General features: G+C 66.9%; 35 protein-coding genes. 27 read left to right on the top strand and 8 right to left on the bottom strand.

Annotation, left to right across the window (positions count from 1 at the left end; translation table 11 throughout):
* Entirely contained in the window at window positions 1-1,434 is a 1,434-nt protein-coding gene (mftG, locus tag G6N47_RS03190) for a mycofactocin dehydrogenase MftG (protein WP_179966357.1), read from the top strand.
* On the opposite strand, the gene G6N47_RS03185 is transcribed toward mftG, so the two are convergent.
* Entirely contained in the window at window positions 1,397-2,995 is a 1,599-nt protein-coding gene (locus tag G6N47_RS03185; protein ID WP_083130159.1) for an MFS transporter, read from the bottom strand. The two genes, mftG and G6N47_RS03185, sit on opposite strands and share 38 nt — an antisense overlap.
* A gap of 140 nt (window positions 2,996-3,135) precedes the next feature.
* On the opposite strand from G6N47_RS03185, the gene G6N47_RS03180 reads away from it, so the two are divergent.
* Window positions 3,136-3,747 carry a TetR/AcrR family transcriptional regulator gene (locus G6N47_RS03180; protein WP_264007078.1) on the top strand — a complete coding sequence of 204 codons (612 nt, stop codon included), beginning with the start codon at window positions 3,136-3,138 and terminating at the stop codon, window positions 3,745-3,747.
* Here the strand turns inward: G6N47_RS03180 and G6N47_RS03175 are convergent.
* Window positions 3,713-4,963 (bottom strand): cytochrome P450, encoded by a 1,251-nt coding sequence (locus G6N47_RS03175; RefSeq protein WP_083130157.1) that lies wholly within the window; start codon window positions 4,961-4,963, stop codon window positions 3,713-3,715. The genes G6N47_RS03180 and G6N47_RS03175 overlap by 35 nt on opposite strands.
* Window positions 4,964-5,058: 95 nt before the next feature.
* On the opposite strand from G6N47_RS03175, the gene G6N47_RS03170 reads away from it, so the two are divergent.
* A complete protein-coding gene (locus G6N47_RS03170; RefSeq protein ID WP_139799324.1) occupies window positions 5,059-6,690 on the top strand; it encodes a carboxylesterase/lipase family protein in 1,632 nt (543 codons plus the stop codon).
* A gap of 6 nt (window positions 6,691-6,696) precedes the next feature.
* Here G6N47_RS03170 and G6N47_RS03165 read toward each other — a convergent pair whose 3' ends face one another.
* Together G6N47_RS03165 and G6N47_RS30145 are read right to left on the bottom strand one after the other, a co-directional pair.
* Complete coding sequence (locus G6N47_RS03165) at window positions 6,697-7,173, bottom strand: hotdog fold domain-containing protein (protein ID WP_083130156.1); 477 nt, start codon at window positions 7,171-7,173, stop codon at window positions 6,697-6,699.
* 57 nt (window positions 7,174-7,230) lie between these two features.
* Window positions 7,231-7,416, bottom strand: coding sequence for a hypothetical protein (locus G6N47_RS30145; RefSeq protein WP_083130155.1), 186 nt, complete (start codon window positions 7,414-7,416; stop codon window positions 7,231-7,233).
* A gap of 123 nt (window positions 7,417-7,539) precedes the next feature.
* Here G6N47_RS30145 and rpsJ point away from each other — a divergent pair, with 123 nt between their 5' ends.
* The 12 genes from rpsJ to G6N47_RS03105 are packed head-to-tail and all read left to right on the top strand — an operon-like array spanning window position 7,540 to window position 13,676.
* Window positions 7,540-7,845 carry a 30S ribosomal protein S10 gene (gene rpsJ / locus G6N47_RS03160; protein ID WP_003873519.1) on the top strand — a complete coding sequence of 102 codons (306 nt, stop codon included), beginning with the start codon at window positions 7,540-7,542 and terminating at the stop codon, window positions 7,843-7,845.
* 14 nt (window positions 7,846-7,859) lie between these two features.
* Entirely contained in the window at window positions 7,860-8,513 is a 654-nt protein-coding gene (gene rplC / locus G6N47_RS03155; RefSeq protein WP_083130154.1) for a 50S ribosomal protein L3, read from the top strand.
* A complete protein-coding gene (rplD, locus tag G6N47_RS03150) occupies window positions 8,513-9,163 on the top strand; it encodes a 50S ribosomal protein L4 (RefSeq protein WP_083130153.1) in 651 nt (216 codons plus the stop codon). Before rplC ends, rplD begins: the two co-directional genes overlap by 1 nt.
* A complete protein-coding gene (gene rplW, locus G6N47_RS03145; RefSeq protein ID WP_083130152.1) occupies window positions 9,163-9,465 on the top strand; it encodes a 50S ribosomal protein L23 in 303 nt (100 codons plus the stop codon). Before rplD ends, rplW begins: the two co-directional genes overlap by 1 nt.
* Before the next feature lie 21 nt (window positions 9,466-9,486).
* Window positions 9,487-10,329, top strand: a complete 843-nt coding sequence (rplB, locus tag G6N47_RS03140; protein WP_062540362.1) for a 50S ribosomal protein L2 — start codon at window positions 9,487-9,489, stop codon at window positions 10,327-10,329.
* Window positions 10,330-10,341: 12 nt separating this feature from the next.
* Window positions 10,342-10,623, top strand: a complete 282-nt coding sequence (rpsS, locus tag G6N47_RS03135; RefSeq protein ID WP_045373356.1) for a 30S ribosomal protein S19 — start codon at window positions 10,342-10,344, stop codon at window positions 10,621-10,623.
* Window positions 10,620-11,192 (top strand): 50S ribosomal protein L22, encoded by a 573-nt coding sequence (rplV, locus tag G6N47_RS03130; protein ID WP_083130151.1) that lies wholly within the window; start codon window positions 10,620-10,622, stop codon window positions 11,190-11,192. Before rpsS ends, rplV begins: the two co-directional genes overlap by 4 nt.
* Window positions 11,192-12,031 carry a 30S ribosomal protein S3 gene (gene rpsC / locus G6N47_RS03125; protein ID WP_083130150.1) on the top strand — a complete coding sequence of 280 codons (840 nt, stop codon included), beginning with the start codon at window positions 11,192-11,194 and terminating at the stop codon, window positions 12,029-12,031. The genes rplV and rpsC overlap by 1 nt, the downstream gene beginning before the upstream one ends.
* Window positions 12,032-12,034: 3 nt before the next feature.
* Window positions 12,035-12,451, top strand: a complete 417-nt coding sequence (gene rplP, locus G6N47_RS03120) for a 50S ribosomal protein L16 (RefSeq protein WP_045373361.1) — start codon at window positions 12,035-12,037, stop codon at window positions 12,449-12,451.
* Window positions 12,451-12,684 carry a 50S ribosomal protein L29 gene (rpmC, locus tag G6N47_RS03115; protein ID WP_083130149.1) on the top strand — a complete coding sequence of 78 codons (234 nt, stop codon included), beginning with the start codon at window positions 12,451-12,453 and terminating at the stop codon, window positions 12,682-12,684. Before rplP ends, rpmC begins: the two co-directional genes overlap by 1 nt.
* Window positions 12,684-13,064, top strand: a complete 381-nt coding sequence (rpsQ, locus tag G6N47_RS03110; RefSeq protein WP_083130148.1) for a 30S ribosomal protein S17 — start codon at window positions 12,684-12,686, stop codon at window positions 13,062-13,064. The genes rpmC and rpsQ overlap by 1 nt, the downstream gene beginning before the upstream one ends.
* Before the next feature lie 45 nt (window positions 13,065-13,109).
* Window positions 13,110-13,676: an MBL fold metallo-hydrolase gene (locus G6N47_RS03105; protein WP_083130147.1), complete on the top strand. Its 567-nt coding sequence runs from the start codon at window positions 13,110-13,112 to the stop codon at window positions 13,674-13,676.
* Window positions 13,677-13,686: 10 nt separating this feature from the next.
* Here the strand turns inward: G6N47_RS03105 and G6N47_RS03100 are convergent, their stop codons facing one another.
* A complete protein-coding gene (locus tag G6N47_RS03100) occupies window positions 13,687-14,790 on the bottom strand; it encodes a CapA family protein (RefSeq protein WP_197945466.1) in 1,104 nt (367 codons plus the stop codon).
* 76 nt (window positions 14,791-14,866) lie between these two features.
* Between G6N47_RS03100 and G6N47_RS03095 the strand changes: the two genes are divergently transcribed.
* Complete coding sequence (locus tag G6N47_RS03095) at window positions 14,867-17,218, top strand: arylsulfatase (protein WP_083130146.1); 2,352 nt, start codon at window positions 14,867-14,869, stop codon at window positions 17,216-17,218.
* A 40-nt stretch (window positions 17,219-17,258) separates the two neighbouring features.
* Window positions 17,259-18,098 (top strand): formylglycine-generating enzyme family protein, encoded by an 840-nt coding sequence (locus tag G6N47_RS03090; RefSeq protein WP_083130503.1) that lies wholly within the window; start codon window positions 17,259-17,261, stop codon window positions 18,096-18,098.
* Here G6N47_RS03090 and G6N47_RS03085 read toward each other — a convergent pair whose 3' ends face one another.
* Window positions 18,099-19,889 (bottom strand): fatty acyl-AMP ligase, encoded by a 1,791-nt coding sequence (locus G6N47_RS03085; protein WP_083130145.1) that lies wholly within the window; start codon window positions 19,887-19,889, stop codon window positions 18,099-18,101.
* A gap of 329 nt (window positions 19,890-20,218) precedes the next feature.
* Between G6N47_RS03085 and rplN the strand changes: the two genes are divergently transcribed.
* From rplN to rplO, 10 genes are all read left to right on the top strand, one after another.
* Window positions 20,219-20,587, top strand: a complete 369-nt coding sequence (gene rplN, locus G6N47_RS03080) for a 50S ribosomal protein L14 (RefSeq protein WP_045373371.1) — start codon at window positions 20,219-20,221, stop codon at window positions 20,585-20,587.
* Complete coding sequence (rplX, locus tag G6N47_RS03075; protein ID WP_062541324.1) at window positions 20,588-20,905, top strand: 50S ribosomal protein L24; 318 nt, start codon at window positions 20,588-20,590, stop codon at window positions 20,903-20,905.
* Window positions 20,906-20,907: 2 nt separating this feature from the next.
* Window positions 20,908-21,471, top strand: coding sequence for a 50S ribosomal protein L5 (gene rplE / locus G6N47_RS03070; protein ID WP_083130144.1), 564 nt, complete (start codon window positions 20,908-20,910; stop codon window positions 21,469-21,471).
* 4 nt (window positions 21,472-21,475) lie between these two features.
* Window positions 21,476-21,661 (top strand): type Z 30S ribosomal protein S14, encoded by a 186-nt coding sequence (locus G6N47_RS03065; protein ID WP_003920619.1) that lies wholly within the window; start codon window positions 21,476-21,478, stop codon window positions 21,659-21,661.
* A gap of 67 nt (window positions 21,662-21,728) precedes the next feature.
* The gene (gene rpsH / locus G6N47_RS03060) at window positions 21,729-22,127 is read left to right on the top strand and encodes a 30S ribosomal protein S8 (RefSeq protein WP_045373380.1); all 399 of its coding nucleotides are present in this window, start codon (window positions 21,729-21,731) and stop codon (window positions 22,125-22,127) included.
* 9 nt (window positions 22,128-22,136) lie between these two features.
* On the top strand, window positions 22,137-22,676 hold the full coding sequence (rplF, locus tag G6N47_RS03055; RefSeq protein ID WP_083130143.1) for a 50S ribosomal protein L6: 540 nt from the start codon (window positions 22,137-22,139) through the stop codon (window positions 22,674-22,676).
* Window positions 22,677-22,711: 35 nt separating this feature from the next.
* Window positions 22,712-23,080, top strand: a complete 369-nt coding sequence (rplR, locus tag G6N47_RS03050; RefSeq protein WP_139799376.1) for a 50S ribosomal protein L18 — start codon at window positions 22,712-22,714, stop codon at window positions 23,078-23,080.
* Window positions 23,081-23,099: 19 nt separating this feature from the next.
* Entirely contained in the window at window positions 23,100-23,792 is a 693-nt protein-coding gene (gene rpsE, locus G6N47_RS03045) for a 30S ribosomal protein S5 (protein ID WP_139799323.1), read from the top strand.
* Window positions 23,793-23,795: 3 nt separating this feature from the next.
* Entirely contained in the window at window positions 23,796-23,975 is a 180-nt protein-coding gene (rpmD, locus tag G6N47_RS03040; RefSeq protein ID WP_083130140.1) for a 50S ribosomal protein L30, read from the top strand.
* Window positions 23,975-24,415 carry a 50S ribosomal protein L15 gene (gene rplO, locus G6N47_RS03035; RefSeq protein ID WP_083130139.1) on the top strand — a complete coding sequence of 147 codons (441 nt, stop codon included), beginning with the start codon at window positions 23,975-23,977 and terminating at the stop codon, window positions 24,413-24,415. Before rpmD ends, rplO begins: the two co-directional genes overlap by 1 nt.
* Window positions 24,416-24,475: 60 nt before the next feature.
* Here the strand turns inward: rplO and G6N47_RS03030 are convergent, their stop codons facing one another.
* Entirely contained in the window at window positions 24,476-25,705 is a 1,230-nt protein-coding gene (locus G6N47_RS03030; protein ID WP_083130138.1) for a serine hydrolase domain-containing protein, read from the bottom strand.
* Between the two features lie 40 nt (window positions 25,706-25,745).
* Window positions 25,746-26,378 (bottom strand): NUDIX hydrolase, encoded by a 633-nt coding sequence (locus G6N47_RS03025; RefSeq protein ID WP_083130502.1) that lies wholly within the window; start codon window positions 26,376-26,378, stop codon window positions 25,746-25,748.
* Between the last annotated feature and the right edge of the window lie 7 nt (window positions 26,379-26,385).

Raw genomic sequence — 26,385 nt, 5'->3', positions numbered from 1 at the left:
TTGACGACAGCCGCCCTGCACAGCGATGTGCTGATCATCGGTGCGGGCAGCGCTGGATCGGTTGTCGCCGAGCGGCTTTCCGCCGACCCGAGCCGTACCGTCACGGTGGTCGAAGCGGGTGTGGGCGCCGCTGATCCCGCCGTGCAGGACCAGATCGCCAATGGCCTGCAGTTGCCGATCGGCGCGGCCAGTCCGCTGGCGCACCGCTATGTGACCACGTTGACCGAGCAGTGGATACGACGGGTGCACATCGTCCGGGGGGCCGTGGTGGGCGGGTCCGGCGCGGTCAACGGCGGTTACTTCTGCCGCGGGTTGCCCCGCGACTTCGACAACATCGGTCTTCCGGGCTGGTCCTGGCCCGACGTGCTCGGTCATTTCCGCGCAATCGAAACGGACCTGGATTTTCGCGATCCGCTGCACGGCGAGAACGGTCCCATCCAAGTCCGTCGCTCTCATCAAATAAGCGACACCACAGCACGATTCGTCGATGGCGCGCTACGCACGGGATTTCCGTGGATTGCCGACCTCAACGGGGCAGACAGCGTGCCCGGAATCGGTGCGGTGCCGCTCAACATCGTCGACGGTGTACGAACCGGGCCCGGAGCCGCGTTTTTGCAACCTGCTTTGCGGCGGCCGAACCTCACGTTGCTCGCGCGCACGCGGACGGTTCGGGTGCGATTCAGCCAGAGCCGGGCGGTCGGCGTTGATGCGATGGCTGCCGGCGGGCCGGTGTCCCTGGATGCCGACCGTATCGTGTTGTGTGCCGGTGCGATTGAGACCGCGCACCTACTCATGCTGTCGGGGGTGGGCGCCGCGTCAGATCTGCGCCGTGCGGGCATCCCGGTGCAGGTGTCGCTGCCGGTCGGCAAGCGATTCGCCGACCACCCCGAATGGGTGTTGCGAACCGACTGGACGGTGGCCCCGAAGCGCCCGGTGCTCGAGGTGGTGTTGAGCACCGTCGACGATCTCGAGATCCGGCCTTACACCGGTGGATTCGTCGCAATGGTGGGCGACGGCACCGCCGGTCATCCCGACTGGCCGCACATCGGGGTGGCGCTGATGCAACCACGGGCTCGGGGCCGAATCACGGTGGCCTCGGCCGATTATCGGGTTCCTCCGCTCATCGAGCATCGTTACGACAGCGACCCGCACGACGTCGCGCTGCTGCAGCGCGGCAGCGAACTGGTCCGCGAATTGGTAGGTCGGACAACCAAAGTCGGAGCACCGGCTTGGTCGACGTCACAACATCTGTGTGGAACGGCGCCGATGGGCGACGACGCCGACGACTCCGCTGTGCTGGACTCGCGCTGCCGGGTGCGCGGCGTCGACGGCCTGTGGGTGATCGACGGCTCCGCACTGCCGAACATCACCAGCCGCGGACCGCACGCCAGCATCGTCATGTTCGGCCACCGGGCCGCCGAATTCGTCGAGTGAGTTGGCGCACCGGGCGCACTTGCCGGCCATCGCGTCCCGGCGCCCACGCGCCGATCAACGCGGCCGCGACGGCGAGAACGACTGCCAGCACCAGAAACGATGCGTCCATGGCCTGCAGGAAGGCGTCGCGACTGACGGCAGCTAATTCTTCACCTTGCGGGCCAAGGGTTTTGGAGACCTCCAGCGCCTGAGCCAGCGAATGAGACACCGGGCCGCGCAGCGGTTCGGGAAGTGTGTGCAGATGCGGCGTGACAAGGTGGCTGTAGCGTGCGGCCAGAATCGAACCGGCCAGGGCGATCCCGAGTGCCGCGCCCACCTCGCGGGTGGCGTCGTTGACCGCCGACGCGACACCCTGCTTCTCGTCGGGCACCGCCGCCATGATGGCCGACGTGGTCGGCGCGGTACACAAGCCGATCCCGCTGCTGATCACGAACAACGGGCCCACCATGTCCCAATACGGCGAATTGACGTGGAGCACACGGACCCACAGAAATCCGGCCGCTATCAACAGCAAGCCGATGAACACCACCAGCCGCAGACCAAGACGAGGCACATACCACTGAGACAGCACCGAAAACGTCAGCATCGGCAGCATCAACGGGCTGAACGCCAATGCGGTCTGAACGGGGGTATAGCCCATTACCAACTGGACGTACTGCATCATGACGAAGAAGAAGCCGAACATCGCCATGAAGAAGACGGTGATTGTCGCTGCGCCAGTGGCGAAGTCGGGCCTGCCGAACAGCCGAACATCGAGCAGGGGATGACGGCGTCGCACCTCGACAAATCCGAAGACCACCGCCAATACCACGCTGGCGGCCATCAAACCGCAAACCAATGGGTCGCTCCAGCCCCGTTCGGGTGCCTGGATGACGGCGAAGACGAAAACCGCGACGGCGCCGCCGATCAGGGCCGCACCCGGCCAGTCGAGCGGAGTGGCATTCTCGTCGCGGGAGGTCGACACCGTGCACGCCAACACGAAGATCAGCGTCGCACCGCCGGTGAATGCCCAGAAAATGGACTGCCACGGCCAGAAGTACAGCAGCGCACCGGATCCGAGCATCCCGATGACCCCACCGCAACCCGCCACACCCGCCCAGATGCCTACCGCCTTCATGCGTTCGTCGTTGCGGTAAGCGGCGGTCAACAGCGACAGGGTGGCAGGCATGATGAATGCCGCACCGGCGCCGGCCACTCCGCGCGCCACAATGATCTGCAGGGGAGTGGTGAACAAGGTCGGTGCTAGCGATGCGATCGCGAATGTCGCCAGGCCGATCAGCAGCGCCCCACGCCGGCCGTAGCGGTCGCCGATGGCCCCGGCGGGCAACAGCAGGCAGGCCAGCACCACCGTGTAACCGTCGACCACCCACGTCAGCTGGGATTGCGTCGCCGAGGTCGCCACCGCGAGGTCGCCCAGAGCCGTGTTGAGCGCCACCATCGAGGCGATGACCAGCGACACACCCATACAGGCGACGGCCATTGTCCAGATACGGGCGCGGCGTGAACCGAGCGCGGTCAGTCCATCGGTACGCTGATCAGGCCGGACGAAGGTATCGACCACCGTGGCGTGCCTCCTTTCGGCGGCCAGGCAAGTTTCGAGACTAACAGTCTCGTAGAGAGACCGATAGTCTTGTCGGTGAACGGGAGGTGGTAGCCATCACCGGCAGTACCGATCCCCGACCGGCGCGGTCTCGAGCCCGCTTGCTCGAAGCGGCCACCGCGCTGCTGCGTTCGGGAGGCCCCAGCGCGGTGACCGTCGACGCGGTCACCCGAGGCGCCAACGTGGCCCGCGCGACCCTGTATCGGCACTTTCCGAGTGGAAACGATTTGCTCGCAGCGGCTTTCAACAGCCTGATACCACCGGCCCCCATGCCGTCCAACGAGGGCACACTGCGCGATCGGCTGATCGAGTTGGTGGTGGCCCAGGGCCAGTTGATCGCCGAGGCGCCCGGCATGCTGACCGCGATGTCCTGGCTGGCGCTGGGCCGTGACTTGGAACAGCTACCCGAAGCGCCCCGCACGCCCGCCGCGGACAGCGCGGCGATCAGCACCCTGCGCGAGCGGATCGCACAGCAGTACGCTGCACCGTTCGACGCCATTTTCGACAGCCCGGACGCGGCCGAGCTGGGCGAGATCGACCGCACTCGGGCGATCGCCCTCTTGATCGGCCCGATGGTGGTCGGCCGGCTGAGCACGCTGCCGGATTTCGACTACCAGGAGTGCGCCCGCGCCGCCGTCGACGGCTTCCTGCACGTGCAGCGCACCCAGGGTAAGTCGGTCAGCGCAGCTCGTAACGAATCGGCAGGTGCTTGAGTCCGCCGACGAATACGGTCGCGATGAGCTCCGGTTCCCCATTCAGCTCAATGGATTTCAGTCGCGGCAGTAGTTCGGTGAAGAAGCTGTTCACCTCCATGCGGGCCAGCGCCGCGCCCAGACAGAAGTGCACGCCGTACCCAAATGCCAAATGCTTGTTGGGATCCCGGCCGACGTCAAAGCGGAACGGATGGTCGAATACCTCCTCGTCGCGGTTGCCCGAAACGTAGGACAGGTACACAGACTCGCCTTCGGCGATCGGCACTCCGCGCACGGTGGTGTCCGCAGTGGCGGTGCGCATGAATTCCTTGACGGGGGTGACCCAGCGGATCATCTCCTCGGTGGCCAGCGGCATCAAGTCGAGGTTCTCGGTCAACCTGGCGCGCTGGTCGGGGTTTTCGATCAGCGCCTGCAGGCCGCCGGAGATCGTGGCGCTGGTGGTGTCATGGCCGGCGGTGGCGATGATCACGTAGTAGGACGCGGTGTCGAGGTCCGAGAGCGGTTCGCCGTCGACGCGGGCGTTGGCGATCGCCGACGCCAAGTCCTCCGTCGGCTGCTCCCGGCGGGACGCGGTGATTGCGTTGAAGTAGCCGAAGAAGTCGAGCAAGATTTGGAGCTGTTCTTCGGGGGTGTTGCCGCGCTTGAACTCCTCGTCGTCGCCGCCGAAGAGCTCCTGGGTGAGTCGCAGCATGCGGGGAAAGTCCGATTCGGGAATCCCCAGCAGCGACATGATCACGTACAGCGGATAATTCACCGCGACTTCTTGCACGAAGTCGCATTCGGTACCGGCGGCCATCATGTTGTCGACGTAGATCTTGGCCAGCTCATCGACGCGAACCTTCAACGCGCGCATCGCCTTAGGCCGAAACCAATCCGCACCGATCGCGCGGACCACCCGGTGCTGCGGGTCGTCCATGTGGATCAGCGTGCGCAGCCCCATCCCGGAGTCCAGCTGCGCGCGCGCAAAGTCATCCTGCTCGGCAGTGGCCAGCAGCGGCCGGGGCTCGTTGATCCACAGGTTGTTGTCCCGCTCGATGTCCATGATGTCGGCGTGTTTGGTGATCGCCCAGAACGGCCGGTACGGCGGACAGTCGACATACGACACCGGCGCATGGGCCCGCAGGTGGGTCAGCGCCGCGTGCAGCCGCGGCTCGTCGGTGTAGGAGGTGGGGTCGGCGAACACCTTGGCGGCCTCGTCGATGATCGGTGTGCTCATGCGGCTCCTAGACTTGACACCTGTCAACTTTTTTATTTTCGCACGGCGGCGGATATCCGGGAGGCGATTTGGGCCGATCCGTAAATTGGAGTTTCGTGCCGATCCGATTGCCTGACCGCCGACGAGCGTGGGCCGCCCTGCTGCTGGCGGCGACGCTGGTGGTGGGCTGCGGTCACGGCGGCAGTACCGCACCGCGGAAGTCGGAGCCGGCGTATGCCGGCCCGCTGGACGCCGCGGTGGTGCGTACGCCGGTGGGGCCGATGCGCGGGTTGGTCGCCGCGGATTACCGCCTGTTCCAAGGCATTCCGTATGCGGCACCACCAGTGGGTGCACTGCGCTGGCAGCCGCCCCGGCCGGCGGCGCCGTGGCCGGGAACGTTGGAGGCCAGCAAGCCGGGCCCGCAGTGTGTTCAGGACACGCCGCGTGAGGCCCGCACGGTCAAGCAGACCGGCGAGAACTGCCTGACGCTCAACGTGTGGACTCCTACCGCGGGACGGGCGGACAAGCGCCCGGTGATGGTGTGGATCCACGGCGGCGGGTTCGTCAACGGCAGCGGCGACATTTACAACGCGCGCTGGTTGGCCGCCAAGGGCCACATCATCGTCGTCACGGTCAACTACCGGCTGGGTGCACTCGGATTTTTGGCCCACCCCTCACTCGGGACCGGTGACGACGTCGGCAACTACGGGCTGGCCGATCAGCAAGCTGCGCTGCGCTGGGTGCGAGACAACATCGCCGCGTTCGGTGGGGACCCGGCCAAGGTGACCATTGCCGGCGAGTCCGCTGGCGGCATGTCGGTGTGCGATCACCTGGTCGCGCCGGGATCGGCGGGACTCTTCCGCGCGGCGATCATCCAGAGCGCGCCGTGCCAGGCGCAGGCCGAATTGCCGGCCGCGCAACACACCAGCGTGACCTACGCGGCCTCGGTGGGTTGCCCGGATTCGGCCATTGCCGCCGAGTGTCTGCGCGCGCTGCCGGCCGGTAAGTTCACGCGACCGCCGTGGTATGCCTTCATCGGCGACTCCGACGCGCTCACCGGCCCGGTGACCGGCACGGCGACGCTGCCGATGGGTCCCGTCGCGGCGATGTCGGCCGGGCGAGCCGCGCGGGTGCCGGTTCTGCTCGGCGTCAACCACGACGAGTTCACGATGTTCGCGGCGCTGCGCTATCTCAAGCGCGGCCACGGTGTTACGCCGGCCGAGTATCCCGCCGTGCTGACCGACATCTTCGGCGCCGACGGGCGAGGAGTGCTGACGCACTATCCCCCCGATCGCTATGGCGGCGACGTGTCGCTTGCCTACTCCGCCGCGGTCACCGACGGCGTCTTCGCCTGTGTCGCAGACCGAATGGCCGTCGCATTGAGCCGGACGGCACCGGTCTACGCCTACGAGTTCGACGATCCGCACGCGCCGGCGCCGGACCCGTTGCGGCACGCGCCTTTTCCGGTCGGCGCCAGTCACTCACTGGAGCTGCGCTACCTGTTCAATGTGGGCGGAGCGCCGCCGCTGAATCCTGAGCAACACGCGCTGTCGGACCAGATGATCGCCTACTGGAGCCAATTCGTGACAACCGGCGCACCGAAGGCCGCGGGCCAGCCCGCCTGGCCGGCGGTCGGCGGCGATCACCCGCGGTGGATGTCGTTGCGCCCCGACGGCAACCGGGTCATGACGAGTTTCGCGGAGGCCCACCAATGCCCGTTCTGGGCCACGCTGAAGGGTAAGTCGTGAGCGGCATCAGCCGACCGGCGTGACCCACGTGGTGATGTCGGCGTGCACGACTTCGACACCGTTGCGGTCGGTGACGCTGACCGGCACGACCAATTCGACGCCGCCGGTGAGCTGAGTGAAGTCGGGCGGGTCCAGCCGGGCCACTGCTCGCAGCGACGTCGTCGCCTTCTGTAGGTACTGCACGTTCATGGCCTTGGGAATCCAGCGGTGGCTGCGCGGCACCGTGGCCTCCATCAACATGCCCATCGCGACCTCCGCGGCGTTGCAGGACGCGATCGCGTGGACGGTGTGCAGATGGTTGTAGACGAAAAACCACTTGGGCACGCGCACCTCGGCCAGCCCGGGTTCCATCCGCACCACGTGCGGTAGTACCGAGGCGAAGTAGGGGACCCGCGCCATCGCCGCCGCGGAGAACAGCCGGGTTCCGCCCGGGCGGCCGGACAGGCGCTTCCATACGGCATACGTGCTGGTCGGGGCGGTCATATCGACATACCTTACTCTGGAGTAAGAAACTGGCGCCGCGGCGTGCGTCGCCGCTGATCAGCCGGGGCGGTCGGCAGGCCGGCGGAATTTGGCCGATGCCGCGATCTGGGGCATACTGTTCAGGTTGCCTTGCGCCGGGTTAGCGCCTGGCCGGGCATACGACCGGCGCCCAGACGGGCGCGTCCGGTCCCATCCTTGGAGCGCGACGATTTGGCCGCGAACAAGGCTGCGTGAGGGCGACACACCCGACCGCGGGGGCCGGTGGACCAAGACAGGTAAACAGCGGCGCAACATCCGGCGCGACGCCAGACCACCGGCGCGCCGTGGGACCTAGGTCCGGACATTGGAGAGTGAGGTAGGAGAAGCGTGGCGGGACAAAAGATCCGCATCAGGCTCAAGGCCTACGACCACGAGGCCATTGACGCCTCGGCGCGCAAGATCGTCGAGACGGTCGTCCGGACCGGCGCCAGCGTGGTGGGTCCGGTGCCGCTGCCGACAGAGAAGAACGTGTACTGCGTTATCCGCTCTCCGCACAAGTACAAGGACTCGCGGGAGCATTTCGAAATGCGCACGCACAAACGGTTGATCGACATCCTCGATCCGACCCCGAAGACCGTTGATGCGCTGATGCGTATCGACCTGCCGGCCAGCGTCGACGTCAACATCCAGTAGGAGATCTGCGAGCAATGGCGAGAAAAGGAATTCTCGGCACCAAACTGGGCATGACGCAGGTGTTCGACGAGAACAACCGGGTGGTTCCGGTGACCGTGGTCAAGGCCGGGCCGAACGTGGTGACCCGAATCCGCACACCGGAGCGTGACGGCTACAGCGCGGTGCAGCTGGCCTACGGCGAGATCAGTCCCCGCAAGGTCAACAAGCCGCTCTCCGGTCAGTACGCCGCCGCGGGCGTCAACCCGCGTCGCCACCTGGCCGAGTTGCGTCTCGACGACGCCGAGGCGGCCGCCGAATACGAGGTCGGCCAGGAGCTGACGGCCGAGATCTTCGACGCGGGAAGCTATGTCGACGTAACCGGCACCTCCAAAGGCAAAGGCTTCGCCGGCACGATGAAGCGGCACGGTTTCCGTGGCCAGGGCGCCAGCCACGGCGCGCAGGCGGTGCACCGCCGCCCCGGTTCCATCGGCGGCTGCGCCACCCCGGCGCGGGTGTTCAAGGGGACCCGGATGGCCGGCCGGATGGGTAACGACCGGGTGACCACGCAGAACCTGTTGGTGCACAAGGTCGACGCCGAAAACGGCGTGCTGCTGATCAAGGGTGCTGTCCCCGGCCGCAACGGTGGGCTCGTCATGGTCCGTTGCGCGATCAAACGAGGTGAAAAGTAATGGCTGGCATCAAGATTGACGTCAAGACGCCGGACGGCAAGAAGAGCGGCTCGGTGGAGCTGCCGGCCGAGCTGTTCGACGCGCCGGCGAACATCGCTCTGATGCACCAGGTGGTCACCGCACAGCGGGCGGCCGCCCGGCAGGGCACGCATTCGACCAAGACCCGCGGCGAGGTCCGCGGTGGCGGACGGAAGCCCTACCGGCAGAAGGGCACTGGCCGGGCTCGGCAGGGCTCGGTGCGGGCCCCGCAGTTCACCGGCGGTGGCGTCGTGCACGGTCCCAAGCCGCGCGACTACAGCCAGCGCACCCCGAAGAAGATGATCGCCGCCGCGCTGCGCGGCGCGCTGTCGGACCGGGCGCGCAACGGCCGCATCCACGCCATCACCGAGCTGGTGTCGGGCCAGGCCCCGTCGACCAAGAGCGCCAAGGCTTTTCTGGCCACGCTGACCGACCGCAAGCAGGTGCTGGTGGTGACCGAGCGCAGCGACGAGACCGGCGTCAAGAGTGTGCGCAACCTGCCCGGGGTGCACGTGCTGGCACCCGACCAGCTCAACACCTACGACGTGCTGCGTGCCGATGACGTGGTGTTCTCCGTCGAGGCGCTGAACGCCTACATCGCCGCCAACACTTCCGAGGAGGTTTCGGCCTGATGGCGACCGTCACTGACCCCCGCGACATCATCTTGGCGCCGGTCATCTCGGAGAAGTCCTACGGGTTGATCGACGACAACGTCTACACGTTTTTGGTTCACCCCGACTCGAACAAGACGCAGATCAAGATCGCCATCGAGAAGATCTTTTCGGTCAAGGTGGCGGCGGTGAACACCGCGAACCGGCAGGGCAAGCGCAAGCGCACCCGGACCGGTTACGGCAAGCGGAAGAGCACTAAGCGCGCCATCGTCACGCTGGCGCCGGGCAGCAAGCCGATCGACCTGTTCGGTGCACCGGCGTAGTCGAGGATAGAAAGACAAGCCATGGGAATTCGCAAGTACAAGCCGACGACTCCGGGTCGCCGCGGTGCCAGCGTGTCCGACTTCGCCGAGATCACCCGCTCCACTCCGGAGAAGTCGTTGGTACGCCCACTGCACGGCCGCGGCGGCCGCAACGCGCACGGCCGGATCACCACCCGGCACAAGGGCGGCGGCCACAAGCGTGCCTACCGGGTGATCGACTTCCGTCGCAACGATAAAGACGGCGTCAACGCGAAGGTCGCCCACATCGAGTACGACCCCAACCGCACCGCCCGGATCGCACTGCTGCACTACTTGGACGGCGAGAAGCGCTACATCATTGCGCCGCAGGGACTCTCGCAGGGTGACGTCGTGGAGTCGGGTCCGAACGCCGACATCAAGCCGGGCAATAACCTTCCGCTGCGCAACATTCCGGCCGGTACGTTGATCCACGCCGTGGAGTTGCGGCCCGGCGGCGGCGCCAAGCTGGCTCGCTCGGCGGGGTCGAGCATCCAGCTTCTCGGTAAGGAAGGCACGTACGCGTCGTTGCGGATGCCCAGCGGTGAGATCCGTCGCGTCGACGTGCGCTGCCGCGCCACCGTCGGCGAGGTGGGCAACGCCGAGCAGGCCAACATCAACTGGGGCAAGGCGGGCCGCATGCGGTGGAAGGGCAAGCGCCCGTCCGTCCGCGGTGTGGTGATGAACCCGGTCGATCACCCGCACGGTGGTGGTGAAGGCAAGACCTCCGGCGGTCGTCACCCGGTCAGCCCGTGGGGTAAGCCCGAGGGCCGCACCCGCAAACCGCACAAGCCCAGCGACAAGCTCATCGTCCGCCGCCGGCGCACCGGCAAGAAGCACGGGCGTTAAGAGGAGTAGCCGATGCCACGCAGCCTGAAGAAGGGTCCGTTCGTCGACGACCATCTGCTCAAGAAGGTCGACGCGCAGAACGAGAAGAACACCAAGCAGGTCATCAAGACCTGGTCGCGGCGGTCGACGATCATCCCCGATTTCATCGGCCACACCTTCGCCGTCCACGACGGACGCAAGCATGTGCCGGTGTTCATCACCGAGGCGATGGTCGGCCACAAGCTTGGTGAGTTCGCGCCGACGCGCACTTTCAAGGGACACATCAAGGACGACCGGAAAGCCAAGCGGCGATGACTACCACGACCGAATTTCCTTCTGCGACAGCCAAAGCGCGCTTTGTGCGGGTGTCGCCGACCAAGGCGCGCCGGGTGATCAACCTGGTCCGTGGCAAGTCGGTGTCCGAAGCACTCGACATCCTGCGCTGGGCGCCGCAAGCGGCCAGCGTGCCGGTGGCCAAGGTCATCGCCAGCGCGGCGGCCAACGCGCAGAACAACAACGGGCTCGACCCGGCGACGCTGGTGGTGGCCAGTGTCTGCGCCGACGATGGCCCCACCGCCAAGCGGATCCGCCCGCGCGCCCAGGGCCGCGCGTTCCGGATCCGTCGGCGCACCAGCCACATCACTGTGGTGGTGGAAAGCCGTCCGGTGAAAGACGAACGCTCGTCGCAGTCGGCGCGGTCCCGTCGCGCCCAGGCGAGCAAGGCCGCCGCCAAGAAGGCGCCGGCGAAGGCCGCTGCGGACAAGGCCCCGGCCAAGAAAGCGCCGGCCAAGAAGGCGCCGGCGAAGAAGGCATCCGCCGCCAAGTCCGCGGAAGCGGCCAAGAAGACCGATGAGGCTTCTGAAGCGAAGGGAGGCTCGCAGTAGTGGGCCAGAAGATCAATCCGCACGGCTTCCGGCTCGGCATCACTACCGACTGGAAGTCTCGGTGGTACGCCGACAAGCAGTACGCCGAATACGTCAAGGAAGACGTGGCGATTCGCCGGCTGCTGTCCACCGGCCTGGAGCGCGCGGGGATCGCCGACGTGGAGATCGAGCGCACCCGCGACCGGGTCCGGGTGGACATCCACACCGCCCGGCCGGGCATCGTCATCGGCCGCCGCGGCACCGAAGCCGACCGCATCCGCGCGGACCTGGAGAAGCTGACCGGCAAGCAGGTCCAGCTCAACATCCTCGAGGTCAAAAACCCTGAGTCACAGGCACAGTTGGTGGCCCAAGGCGTCGCCGAGCAGCTGAGCAACCGGGTGGCGTTCCGGCGCGCAATGCGCAAGGCCATCCAGTCGGCGATGCGCCAGCCCAACGTCAAGGGCATCCGGGTGCAGTGCTCCGGGCGTCTCGGTGGCGCCGAGATGAGCCGCTCGGAGTTCTACCGGGAAGGCCGCGTCCCGCTGCACACGCTGCGCGCCGACATCGACTACGGCCTGTATGAAGCCAAGACCACGTTCGGCCGGATCGGCGTGAAGGTGTGGATCTACAAGGGCGACATCGTCGGTGGCAAGCGCGAGCTGGCCGCTCCGACGGCAGGCGGCGCCGAGCGTCCGCGCCGCGAGCGGCCGTCGGGCACCCGTCCACGCCGCAGTGGCGCCGCCGGCACCACGGCCACCAGCACCGACGCCGGGCGGGCCGCTTCGGGCGGTGACGACGCCGCGGTCACCGCGGCTTCGGCCGAGGAGCAGGCCGTCGAAACGCAGAGCACGGAGAGCTGAATCATGTTGATTCCCCGCAAGGTCAAGCACCGCAAGCAGCATCATCCGCGTCAGCGCGGCATCGCCAGCGGCGGAACCACGGTGAGCTTCGGCGACTACGGCATCCAGGCTTTGGAGCACGCCTACATCACCAACCGGCAAATCGAGTCCGCTCGTATCGCCATCAACCGCCACATCAAGCGTGGCGGCAAGGTGTGGATCAACATCTTCCCGGACCGCCCGCTGACCAAGAAGCCGGCGGAAACCCGGATGGGTTCGGGTAAGGGTTCACCGGAGTGGTGGGTGGCCAACGTCAAGCCGGGCCGGGTGCTCTTCGAGCTCAGCTACCCGAACGAGGCGATCGCGCGGGCCGCGCTGACCCGAGCAATCCACAAGCTGCCGATCAAGGCACGCATCGTTACCCGAGAGGAGCAGTTCTGATGGCAGTGGGCGTTTCCGCTGGCGAACTGCGCGAGCTCACCGGCGAAGAGCTGATCGACAAACTGCGTGAATCCAAGGAAGAGCTGTTCAACCTGCGCTTCCAGATGGCGACCGGGCAGCTCAACAACAACCGTCGACTTCGCACGGTGCGTCAGGAAATCGCGCGCATCTACACCGTGCTCCGCGAACGTGAACTCGGCCTGGCTTCCGGGCCCGAGGGTGAGGAATCGTAATGGCAGAGGCGAAGACCGGCGCCAAGGCCGCGCCGAAGAAGGCCGCTCCGAACAAGGCCGCGTCCAAGACTGCATCCGCAGAAGCCCCGAAGGACAAGGGCCCCAAGCACACTCCGCGCACGCCGAAGCCGCGGGGCCGGCGCAAGACCCGCATCGGCTATGTAGTCAGCGACAAAATGCAGAAGACCATCGTCGTCGAGCTGGAGGACCGGGTGAAGCACCCGCTCTACGGCAAGATCATCCGCACCACCAAGAAGGTCAAGGCGCACGACGAGAACAGCATCGCCGGCATCGGCGATCGGGTCTCGCTGATGGAGACCCGCCCATTGTCGGCGACCAAGCGCTGGCGGCTTGTCGAAATCCTGGAGAAGGCCAAGTAGTTTCGCCGGCCGTTGCCGCGGCTGGTCCTCCTTGGCGTCGGGGCGATGAACTCCCCCCGCTACCGTCCGGCCGGCCTACTTGTGGCCTGGCGTGGCCACCGCGTCATGCTCGACGGCGGCGCCGGCGCAGATCCCGGTCTACCGCTGAACGCTTGGCTTGTCTGCGACGAGCGCGCCGAGCTGATGCCCCAAATCCGGCGACGGGCAGCGCAATTGGGCGTACGCCCTGGCGTCGACACGTATGAGGCCGGCGACGTGCGGTTGCGGCCGCGCCCGGTGCGACACACGTCGCACCCGACCGTCGGTTACCTGATCGAGACGACGCGTCAGCGTGCGGTGTGGGCACCGGAGTTCTGGGAATTCCCTTCGTGGGCAAGCGGATCGGATCTGATATTCGCCGACGCGGCCGGGTGGAACCGGCCGATCAGGTTCGCCCGCGGCGCCGGGGGCCACGCCTGCGTGCGCGACGTGGCCGAGGCCGCTCGCGGTGCCGGTGTGCGGCGGCTGATCTTCGCTCACATCGGCCGGCCCGCCATCCGGGCGATCGACCGGGGTGAGCTGCCGCCCTTCGGCCAGTGGGGCAGCGACGGCGCGGTGTTCCGGTTGCGCTGAGCGACCCTGCTCAGCGCACCGTGAAGGTGCCGTCTGCCTCGGCGTGACACATTGTTCCGAACGGTCGGCTGGCGTCTTCAAGGGTGCGGCGCAACCATTCGGCGTCCCCGGGTGAGGCGTGCTCCAGGCGCATCCGGCGCGCCCGCATCGGAACCAGGCGCAGCGTGCCAAGGGCGCCGCGGTCTTGCTCGATCGTCGCGAAATACAGCAGCCGCAGCTCGTCGCGGTACTGTTCGTATCCGCCGATGCCCTCGTAGTCGTTGATGGTGTCGCCGCAGCCGTAGAGGATCAGCTTGCCGCGGTACACCTCGACCGGTCGTGGATGGTGCGACGAATGCCCGTGCACGACGTCGACCCCCGCGTCGACCAATCGGTGCGCGAAGCGAACCTGCTCCGACTCGACGGTGTATCCCCAGTTGGACCCCCAGTGCAGCGACACCACCCCGATGTCGCCCAGCCGTTTGAGGGCGACGAGCCGCTCGGCGAGCTCGACGGCCGCCCGCTCCGAGACCTCTGACACGACGACGCCGGGCCGATTCGCGGTGGCGGCCCAAACTCGCGGAACACCGCTGGAGGTCATGGCGGCAGCGGCGATCACCACCCGTGCTCCGTCCGAAACCTCGAGCACCGCAGGCTGTTTCGCGTCGTCGGCGCTCCGTCCGGCGCCCACGGGCTGTATTCCGGCGGCACTGAGCGCGCGCAGCGTGTCGGCGAGCCCGGTGGGACCGAAGTCCAGGACGTGGTTGTTGGCCAGCACGCAAATGTCCGGTCGGACGACGGTCAGGCATCCCACGTTGTCCGGATGCATCCGGTAGTGCACCGCCTTGCCGGGGGCGAAGTCGCCGTCGGCGGTGACGGCGGTCTCCAGGTTGAGAATGCGGGCGTCGGGAGCGAAGTCGTCGAGCACCGGCAGCGCCTCGCCCCACGGCCAGGCGTCGTCGACCGGAACGGGAATCGGGCCGTTGGCGCGCTCGGCCAGCCGCACGTAGTTCCTCGCGTCGGTTACCGCCGGCTCCCGCAGCGTGGGATCGCCTCCGTGCAGCAGGATCTGGTCGATGCCGCGGCCGGTCATCACGTCGCCGCCCAGGAAAAGCGTCAGGTCGCCGCGGGTCACGTATCAGGTGTAGCCGCTGCGCTGTTGGTCCAATCGGTATAGTCTCGCCGCACCGACAAGCGGAACGGAGCCGGTGATGGCCACGGAGTTTCAGGGCAAGATCGAACTGGACATTCGGGGCTCCGAACCGGATTGGGGCCCGTACGCCGCGCCCGTCGCACCCGACAACGCCCCGAACGTCCTCTATCTGGTGTGGGACGACGCCGGCATCGCGACCTGGGACTGCTTCGGCGGACTGGTCGAGATGCCGGCGATGACTCGTATCGCCGAGCGCGGGGTGCGGCTCTCGCAGTTCCACACCACCGCGCTGTGCTCGCCGACCCGGGCGTCGCTGCTGACCGGTCGCAACGCCACCACGGTGGGCATGGCGACCATCGAAGAGTTCACCGACGGATTCCCCAACTGCAACGGCCGCATCCCCGCCGACACCGCGCTGCTCTCCGAAGTACTTGCCGAACGGGGCTACAACACCTACTGCACCGGCAAGTGGCATCTGACTCCTCTCGAGGAGTCCAACCTCGCGTCGACCAAGCGGCACTGGCCGCTCTCCCGCGGATTCGAACGGTTTTACGGCTTCATGGGCGGCGAGACCGACCAGTGGTACCCCGACCTGGTCTACGACAACCATCCCGTGCCGCCGCCGGCCACGCCCGAGGAGGGCTATCACCTGTCGAAGGATATCGCCGACAAGACAATCGAATTCATCCGCGACGCCAAGGTGATTGCGCCGGACAAGCCGTGGTTTGCCTACGTGTGCCCCGGCGCCGGACACGCCCCGCACCACGTCTTCAAGGAATGGGCCGACAAGTACGCCGGCCGCTTCGACATGGGCTACGAGCGCTACCGCGAGATCGCGCTTGAACGGCAAAAGTCGATGGGCATCGTCCCGCCGGAAACCGAACTGTCGCCGGTCAATCCGTATCTCGACGTGACGGGCCCCAACGGGGAGCCGTGGCCCTTGCAGGACACCGTGCGGCCCTGGGATTCGCTCGACGCCGACGAGAAGAAGCTGTTTTGCCGGATGGCCGAGGTGTTCGCCGGCTTCCTGAGCTACACCGACGCCCAAATCGGCCGGGTCTTGGACTATCTCGAGCAATCGGGCCAGCTGGACAACACCATCGTCGTGGTGATCTCCGACAACGGCGCCAGCGGCGAGGGCGGGCCGAACGGGTCTGTCAACGAGGGGAAATTCTTCAACGGCTACATCGACACCGTCGAAGAGAGCATGAAATTTCTCGACCGCCTCGGCAGCCCTGAGACCTACAACCATTACCCGATCGGCTGGGCGATGGCGTTCAACACGCCGTACAAACTGTTCAAGCGCTACGCCTCGCACGAGGGCGGCATCGCCGACACCGCAATCATCTCCTGGCCCAACGGGATTGCGGCCCACGGCGAAGTTCGCGACAACTACGTCAGCGTCTGCGACATCACCCCCACCGTCTACGAGCTGCTCGGCATCACCCCTCCGCAAACCGTCAAGGGAATCCCGCAAAGACCGCTGGATGGCGTGAGTTTCAAAGCGGCGCTGCAGGATCCGACAGCAGATACTGGCAAGGACACCCAGTTCTATACCATGTTGGGCACCCGCGGGATCTGGCACGACGGCTGGTTCGCCAACACCGTGCACGCCGCCACCCCGGCGGGCTGGTCGCATTTCGACGCCGACCGCTGGGAACTGTTTCACATCGCGGCCGACCGCAGCCAGTGCCACGACCTGGCCGCCGAACAACCAGAGAAGCTCGAAGAACTCAAGGCGCTGTGGTTTTCCGAGGCCGCCAAGTACAACGGGCTACCACTGGCCGACCTGAACCTCTTCGAAACAGTGACCCGGTGGCGGCCGTATCTGTCCGGCGAGCGGTCCACCTACACGTACTATCCCGATGCGGCCGAGGTCGGCATGGGCGCCGCCGTCGAGATCCGCGGCCAGTCGTTTTCGGTGGTCGCCGACGTGACCGTGGACAGCACCGGCGCCGAAGGGGTGCTGTTCAAGCAGGGCGGGGCGCACGGCGGCCACGTCCTGTTCATCCAGGATGGCCGGCTGCACTACGTGTACAACTTCCTTGGTGAGCGGCAACACGCGATCTCCTCACCCGGCGCAATTCCGTTGGGCCGTCACCTGTTCGGTGTCCGCTACACTCGGTCTGGCACGGTGCCGGGAAGCCATACCCCGCTCGGCGAAGCCGTGCTGTACGTCGACGACCAAGCTGTTGCGTCGCTGCCGGAAATGACCACCCAGCCCGGCACCTTCGGATTGGCCGGCGCCACCATCAGCGTCGGGCGCAACAGCGGCTCGGCGGTGTCCAGCCGCTACAAGGCGCCCTTCGCGTTCACCGGCGGCGCCATCGCGCAGGTCACGGTCGACATCTCCGGCACACCGTACGAAGACCTGGAAAAGAAACTGGCACTGGCGTTTTCGCGTGACTGAGTTAACCGAGCTGGTCGACCTTCCGAGCGGAACGTTCCGGATGGGGTCCACCCGCTTCTACCCGGAGGAAGCGCCGATCCATACCGCCACGGTGGGCGCGTTTGCGGTCGAGCGTCACCCGGTGACCAACGCCCAATTCGCCGAATTCGTCGCTGCGACAGGATATCTGACCGTCGCCGAGCAACAGATCGATCCCGCGTTGTATCCCGGCGCCGACCCGGCAGACCTGGTTCCCGGCGGGCTGGTGTTCCGGCCGACGCCGGGTCCGGTCGACCTGCGGGACTGGCGGCAGTGGTGGCACTGGGTGCCGGGCGCCAGCTGGCGTCACCCATTCGGCCCGGACAGCGACATCTCCGGCAAGGCGGACCATCCCGTCGTGCAGGTGGCCTATCCCGACGCCGCGGCGTACGCGCGCTGGGCCGGGCGCCGATTACCCACCGAGGCCGAGTGGGAGTACGCCGCGCGTGGCGGAACCACCGCCACCTACGCGTGGGGTGACGAGGAGAAGCCCGGCGGGCAGCTGATGGCCAACACGTGGCAGGGCCGATTCCCGTACCGCAACGACGGCGCGCTCGGCTGGGCCGGAACGTCGCCGGTGGGGACGTTCCCGCCCAACGGGTTTGGGTTGCTCGACATGATCGGCAACGTGTGGGAATGGACCGCCACCGAATTCTCGGCGCATCACCGCCCGAACCAGCCACCCAAGGCCTGCTGCACACCAACCGGCCCCGCCGATCCGACTGTGGCGCAAACGCTCAAGGGTGGTTCGCACTTGTGCGCGCCGGAGTACTGCCACCGCTACCGGCCGGCGGCGCGCTCGCCGCAGTCGCAGGACACCGCCACCACCCACATCGGGTTCCGCTGCGTGGCGGATCGGTAATCACCGGTCGTATTGTCCGGCGAGGTATTCGGCGCGGCAAGCGCCGCGGGCCAGTTTGCCGCTGGTGGTGCGGGGAATGGCGCCGGCGTTGACCAGGCGCACATCGGCCACCGCCACACCGTGCCGTCGCGAGACCGCGGCCCGGATGGCGTCGGCGACCGGCGCCTGGTCGGCCCGGCCCGCGCCCGCGGCACGTTCGGCGATGACCACCAACTGTTCGCCGCGCTCGCCCATCACCGCGAACGCCGCGACATAACCGGCGCGCACCGCCGGCGACGCCTCCGAGACGGTGGCCTCGATGTCCTGCGGATAGTGGTTACGCCCGTCGACGATCACCAGATCCTTGATCCGCCCGGCGATGTACAGCTCGCCGTCGAGGTAGAACCCCAGGTCGCCGGTCCGCAGCCACAGCCCGTTCATCGGCGAGCCCTCGGCGTGGCTGCCTGCCTCGAGGCGGGTCTGCAGCTTGTTGTGGAAGACCCGCTCGGTCTCGTCGTCCCTGCCCCAGTAGCCGCGGCCGATGTTGTCGCCGTGCAGCCAGATTTCGCCGACCGTGCCGTCGGGCAGTTCGGCGTCGTTGTCCGGGTCGGCGATGACGGCCCACTGGTTGCGCAGCACCTGGCCGCAGGAAACCAGGGCGACGGCGTTGGGGGCGTCGGGTGCCACGGTCACCACCCGGCCGGCGCCGAGCGCTTCGCGGTCGACGTGGATCGCGCTCGCTTGCGCCGCCTGGGCGATGCTGGCGACCGACAACGTCGCTTCGGCCATGCCGTAGGACGGTTTGACGGCCGTCGCAGGCAGCCCGTAGGGCGCGAACGCCGCGACGAACTCGTCGATGGCGGACATCGTCACCGGTTCGGATCCGTTCAGCAGGCCGGTCACGTTGCTGAGGTCCAGGTGCTCACCGTCGGCCGGCAATCCGCGCTTGGCGGCCAGCTCGTACGCGAAATTCGGTGCGGCCGCGAAGATTCGGCCGTGCACCGATTCGGCGGCCAGCTCCTTGATCCACCGATACGGTCGCCGGACGAACGCCAGCGGCGACATCAGCGTGATGTAGTTGCCGAACAGCGCCGGGAACATGATCATCATCAGGCCCATGTCGTGATAGAGCGGCAACCAGCTCACGCTGCGGATGTTCATGTCCAGCTCGCCGGCGATGATCATCTGCAAGACGTTGGTGCACACCGCGCGGTGGGTGATCTCGACACCGGCCGGGGTTCGGGTCGACCCGGACGTGTACTGCAGGTAGGCGATGTCGTCGGTGCCCAGCGTTGCGGGGACGAACGTCGAGCCCACCGAGTCCGGCACCGCGTCGACCGCGATGACCCGCGGACGGCGCGACCGGGGGAGCTTGCGCAGGAATGCGCCGACGGCCTCGGCTGCACCGGTGGTGGTCAGCACGGCCGTCGGGCAGCAGTCGGCCAGCACCGCCTCCAGCCGTTCGGCGTGCCCGGGCAGCCCCGGCGCGAACAGCGGCACCGCGATGTTGCCGGCGTGGATAGCGGCGAAGAAACCGGCGACGTAGTCCAGGCCCTGCGGAGCCAGCACGGCCACCCGGTCACCGGGCCGGGTGACCTGCTGAAGCCGTGCGCCGACCGCGCGCAGTGTGGCGCCCAGCTGCTTCCAGGTCAGCTCGGCGGCCACCCCGTCCTTCTCGCGGGTGTAGTCCATGAACCGGTAGGCCGGGGCGTCTCGGTTCTCGGCGACGGTCGCCTCAAGGCACGACGGCAACGTGATTCCGTCGGGCAAGACGATGTTGCCTGCTGCGTCGAAGCAGTCTTCGATTTTCATTGTTGGCGCAACCAGGTTGTCGCACAGCGGATCCCGACCATGGATCAAATCTAATAAACAATCTAACAATCTGCGCAGCCGAGAGACCGTGGCGCTCGTCACCAACTGTGGCGATTGTCAGCTAGATCTCTGGCCGGTCACGCGGTGGCACCGGATCAGGCCGCAATTTGGCGCTGAGCAGGCGATCCCCTAGACTCTAGGGGTTGCCGTGGGCAGACCTCGGCCGGCGATTTTGTCGGCCCCGCGTGCCCTTCGGTGATGAAACTACGCACGTCACGCCGCGACGGCACACATGGGCGTGCACACGCGAAACCAGGTCAGGAGATCTAGTGATTCAGCAGGAATCGCGGCTGAAGGTGGCCGACAACACCGGCGCCAAGGAGATCTTGTGCATCCGCGTGCTCGGTGGCTCGTCGCGGCGCTACGCCGGCATCGGTGACGTCATCGTCGCGACGGTCAAAGACGCCATCCCGGGCGGCAACGTCAAGCGCGGTGACGTCGTCAAGGCCGTGGTGGTGCGCACCGTCAAGGAGCGCCGCCGCCCCGACGGCAGCTACATCAAGTTCGACGAGAACGCAGCCGTGATCATCAAGCCCGACAACGACCCGCGCGGCACCCGCATCTTCGGGCCGGTCGGTCGCGAACTGCGCGAGAAGCGCTTCATGAAGATCGTCTCGCTGGCCCCGGAGGTGTTGTAGATGAAGGTCCACAAGGGCGACACCGTGCTGGTCATCTCCGGCAAGGACAAGGGCGCCAAGGGCAAGGTGCTGCAGGCCTACCCGGCCCGCAACAAGGTGCTCGTCGAGGGCGTCAACCGGATCAAGAAGCACACCCCGATCTCGACCAATCAGCGCGGCGCGCGGTCCGGCGGCATCGTCACGCAGGAGGCGCCGATTCACGTTTCCAACGTGATGGTGGTCGACTCCGACGGCAAGCCCACCCGGATCGGCTACCGGCGAGACGAGGAAACCGGCAAGAAGGTCCGCATCTCCAAGCGCAACGGCAAGGACATCTAACGATGACGACGGCAGAAAAGGTTCAGCCCCGGCTGAAGGTGCGCTACCGCGACGAGATCCGTGACGCGCTGAACAAGGAATTCGGCTACCGCAACGTCATGCAGATCCCGACCGTGGTCAAGGTCGTCGTCAACATGGGCGTCGGCGACGCCGCCCGCGACGCCAAGCTGATCAACGGCGCGGTCAACGACCTGGCGCTGATCACGGGGCAGCGGCCCGAAATCCGTCGTGCCCGCAAGTCGATCGCGCAGTTCAAATTGCGCGAGGGCATGCCGATCGGGGCGCGGGTGACGTTGCGCGGCGATCGGATGTGGGAGTTCCTCGACCGGCTCACTTCGATTGCGCTGCCGCGTATCCGCGACTTCCGCGGCCTTTCGCCCACGCAGTTCGACGGCGCGGGCAACTACACGTTCGGGCTGGCCGAGCAGTCGGTGTTCCACGAGATCGACGTGGACTCGATCGACCGGACCCGTGGCATGGACATCACCGTCGTCACCTCGGCGACGACCGACGACGAAGGACGAGCGCTGTTGCGGGCCCTCGGCTTTCCGTTCAAGGAGAACTGAGCAGATGGCGAAGAAGGCACTGGTCAACAAGGCGCAGCGCAAGCCGAAGTTCAAGGTGCGCGCCTACACCCGCTGCAGCAAATGCGGCCGCCCGCATGCGGTTTACCGCAAGTTCGGGCTGTGCCGGATCTGCCTGCGCGAGATGGCGCATGCCGGCGAGCTGCCGGGCGTGCAGAAGAGCAGTTGGTGAGGAGCGGGCCGCTTATGACCGCGTTGTCGACGATGCAGAGCGCAGCGATGAAGAGGAGCAGCGCTAAATGACTATGACGGACCCGATCGCAGACTTCTTGACACGTCTGCGTAACGCCAATTCGGCCTACCACGACGAGGTGACGCTGCCGCACTCGAAGATCAAGGCCAACATCGCCGAGATCCTCAAGCGCGAAGGCTACATCAGCGACTACCACGTTGAAGACGCCCGCGTCGGCAAAGCCCTTGTGGTGCAGCTCAAGTACGGCCCCAGCCGGGAACGCAGCATTGCGGGTCTGCGCCGGGTGTCCAAGCCGGGTCTGCGGGTGTACGCGAAATCCACCAACCTGCCGCGAGTGCTCGGCGGCCTGGGCGTGGCGATCATTTCGACCTCCTCGGGCCTGCTCACCGACCGCCAGGCGGCCAGACAGGGCGTGGGCGGCGAAGTCCTCGCGTACGTGTGGTGAGGGGTAGCAATGTCGCGTATTGGTAAGCAGCCGATCCCGGTTCCTTCTGGCGTCGACGTCACGATCGACGGCCAGAACGTATCGGTGAAAGGCCCCAAGGGCACCCTGGAGCTCTCGGTCGCCGAACCGATCACGGTGTCGCGCAACGACGATGGCGCGATCGTGGTGACGCGGCCCAACGACGAGCGGCGCAACCGTTCGCTGCACGGGCTGTCGCGGACCCTGGTGGCCAACCTGGTCACCGGCGTGACGCAGGGCTACACCACCAAGATGGAGATCTTCGGCGTCGGCTACCGCGTGCAGCTCAAGGGCAACACGCTGGAGTTCGCGCTGGGATACAGCCACCCCGTGGTGATCGAGGCGCCGGAAGGCATCACGTTCGCGGTGGAGACACCGACGAAGTTCTCGATCTCAGGGATCGACAAGCAGAAGGTCGGCCAGATCTCGGCGAACATCCGCCGGTTGCGCCGTCCCGACCCGTACAAGGGCAAGGGCGTGCGTTACGAGGGCGAGCAGATCCGCCGCAAGGTCGGAAAGACAGGTAAGTAGTCATGGCTGGAACACAAGCAGACGCGCGGAAGCCGGTGGGGCAGAGCGTATCCGCTGCCCGACGGGCCGCCCGGCTGCGCAGGCACGCACGGCTGCGCAAGAAGATTTCCGGCACGCCGGAACGTCCGCGGCTGGTGGTGCACCGGTCGGCACGGCACATTCACGTGCAACTGGTCAACGATCTCAACGGCACCACGCTGGCGGCGGCCTCGTCGATCGAAGCCGATGTGCGCGGTGTGGAGGGCGACAAGAAAGCCCGCAGCGTGCGGGTCGGCCAGTTGATCGCCGAGCGGGCCAAGGCCGCCGGCATCGACACCGTGGTGTTCGACCGCGGGGGCTACACCTACGGCGGCCGGATCGCGGCACTTGCCGACGCCGCGCGCGAGAGCGGATTGAAATTCTGATGAACGAAGGGACTCTGTGATGACGGAGCAGCCGACTTCAGGGGGCGCCGCTCCGGACACCGGCAGCGCGCCCCGCAGCGAAGGACGTGGTGAGGGACGCGCCGAAGGGCGTGAGGGCCGGGGCCGGCGCGACGACCGCGGTGGACGCGGGCGCGACCGCGACGGCAGCAACTACCTCGAGCGGGTCGTGGCGATCAACCGCGTCTCCAAAGTGGTCAAAGGCGGCCGGCGGTTCAGCTTCACCGCGCTGGTCATCGTCGGCGACGGCAACGGGATGGTCGGCGTCGGCTACGGCAAGGCCAAGGAAGTCCCGGCCGCGATCGCCAAGGGCGTCGAGGAGGCACGCAAGAGCTTCTTCCGGGTGCCGCTAATCGGCGGAACCATCACGCATCCGGTGCAGGGCGAGGCCGCCGCCGGTGTGGTGCTGCTGCGCCCGGCCAGCCCCGGTACCGGGGTGATCGCCGGTGGTGCCGTGCGCGCGGTGCTGGAATGCGCTGGGGTGCACGACATCCTGGCCAAGTCACTGGGCAGCGACAACGCGATCAACGTGGTGCACGCCACGGTGGCGGCGCTCAAGCTGCTGCAGCGGCCCGAGGAGGTGGCGGCCCGGCGCGGCCTGCCGATCGAGGACGTCGCTCCGGCCAGCTTGTTGAAGGCGCGGCGGGAGAGCGAAGCGCTGGCGGCGAGCGCAGCGCGTGAGGGAACGGCATAGGCCATGGCAGAGCTGAAGATCACCCAGGTGCGCAGCACGATCGGTGCCCGCTGGAAGCAGCGGGAGAGCCTGCGCACCTTGGGTTTGCGGAAGATTCGCCAGTCGGTGGTCCGTGAGGACAATCCTCAGACCCGTGGCTTGATCGCGGTCGTGCGCCACCTGGTTGAGGTCGAGGAGGCCTGATGACAATCAAACTTCACGACCTGCGGCCCGCGCCCGGGGCGAAGACCAAGCGCACCCGCGTCGGTCGCGGTGAGGGCTCCAAGGGCAAGACCGCGGGCCGCGGCACCAAGGGCACCAAGGCCCGCAAGAACGTGCCCGTGACGTTCGAGGGTGGGCAGATGCCCATCCACATGCGGCTGCCCAAGCTCAAGGGTTTCCGTAACCGATTCCGCACCGAGTACGAAATCGTCAACGTCGGGGATATCGGTCGGCTGTTCCCGCAAGGCGGTTCGATCGGCGTCGACGAGCTGGTGGCCAAGGGCGCAGTGCGGAAGAACTCGTTGGTAAAGGTGCTCGGCGACGGCAAGATCACCGTCAAGGTCGACGTCACCGCGCACAAGTTCAGCGGCAGCGCGCGCGAGAAGATCACCGCCGCAGGCGGTTCGGTCACCGAGCTGTAGGGCGAGACTCTGGCGCGAGCAGACGTAGAATCGCACTCCGCGAGGTGGAATCGTGCGATTCTACGTCTGCTCGCGCACCCTTAGCACGTCGCGAAACAGCGCTTGGCGCACCGCGAGTTCGCGTGGATCGCTATAGAGGTGAAAACCCAACCGGTTCATCACATAGCCGAATCCGATACCGGTATCCGGGTCGGCGAAACCGAACGACCCGCCGAGGCCCGGAGTTCCGAACGCTTTGTCGGACGAGCCGAAGCAAAAGTGCGGGACCGGTTTGCAGTAGCCCAGCGAGAACACCGAATCGATGTGTAGCACTTTGTCTCGCAGTCCGCGGCTGGGTGTGATCGCCGGCTGAGTCAGTGCGGTGAGAGTGGTTGGCGTCAAACCGATTTCACTGCCACCAGTGGCCACGCAACCGTAGGCTTTTGCGACCGAACGCGCAGTGCCGATGCCGTTGGCGGCCGGTATCTCGACGGAACGTACGTCTTCGCGGTTGTAGTCGCGCATCGCGTCGACATCGTTGGGCAGCAGAGTGGCTCGGCTGGTAAGGCCGACGGGATTCAGCAAGGCCAACGCCATACGCGGCGGCAGCGTATTGAGGTGAAGCAGTGCCTCGACGCGGCGCCAGCCATGCAAATGTGCGACGCGGTCGCGGTCCACCGAAGCAGGTAATCCGATATGTAGGTCCAGACCAAGCGGCGCGGCGACCTCGTCGGCGAAGAATCGGCCCAGTGTCCGGCCTGCCGGATCGGTGTGCCGGATCAGCTCGGACTCATACCAGCCGAGGGTGAGGGCGTGATAGCCGTGCCGGGTTCCGGGCGGCCAGACCGGGGCCTGTGCCGCCAGCACCGCCGACACCTTGTCCGGGTCGGACAGGTCGGCCAGCCGCAGCGGCGCATCCAGCACCGGCAGTCCGGCTTGATGCGACAGCAGTTGCCGCACTGTCACGTCGTCCTTGCCGGCTTGCGCGAACTCGGGCCAGTAGTCGGCGACCTTGGTGTCGTAGGAGATGAGGCCGCGGGACGCGGCCACCGCGACCGCAAGGGAAGCAACGCCTTTCGTCGTCGAAAACATGTTGACCATGGTGTCCTGTTGCCACGGTGCCTTGGTGATGCCGTTGCGGTAGCCGCCCCACAGGTCGACGACTTTGACGCCGTCGCGATAGACCGCCACGGCGGCGCCGACTTCGCGGCCGCGGACGAAGTTGGCGCGAAAGGCGTCCGCGACCTTGCCGTAACCCTCGTCGACGTCTCCGCCGATCAGCTCCGGCGCCACCGTCACTTTGAGAACCATTAGGCGGTTATACCGTGATCGGTGGACGCGGCGAGGGTTCTCAGTCGAACTCGGTCGGCAGCGTGGGATCGCGATGGTGGGCCAGCGCCCGTTCCAGCTGGCGCTGGTTGACCCGGCCAAGCGACAGCGCCGGCAGCTCGTCGAGCCCGAACCATCCCACGGCCAGAGTCTCCAGCGCGGCCGGCGACTGCACCGCCTCGTGCGCGCGGCACAGGAAGAACAGCTTGTAGACGTGCACGGGCAGTGGCGGTGGGTGGTGCTGCAACTCGCGGTCCCAGCACGAGATCAGCTTCACCGCCGAACTGTGATAGCCGGTTTCCTCGAGAATCTCACGGGTGACCGCGGCCGACGGCGAGTCACCGGGGTCGGCCCACCCGCCGGGCAATGACCAACGGCCGTCGGCTTTTTCACGCATCAGCAGCACACGCTCCTGCTCGTCGAAGATCACGCCGCGCACATCGATCTTGGGTGTGGCGTAGCCCGAGTCGCGCCCGAGTTCGACCGTGAGTTCGTCGGCGGCCCGACCGCTGAGCGCCGACATCAGCTCGGCGGCAAGCCCGCGCACCTGCCGGTAGCGCTCCTCGTCGTACTCGTTGGTGGCGAAGGTCAGCCCGTCTTGGGCGAGCGCAGCGAGCTTGATGCCTATCCGGCGGATTGCATCGGCAGCGTCCATCGCCACA

It is taken from the genome of Mycobacterium branderi, assembly GCF_010728725.1.
GTDB classification, from domain to species: domain Bacteria; phylum Actinomycetota; class Actinomycetes; order Mycobacteriales; family Mycobacteriaceae; genus Mycobacterium; species Mycobacterium branderi.
The sequence above is the reverse complement of the archived record's forward strand: the minus strand, read 5'-3'. Positions and strand labels throughout refer to the sequence as shown.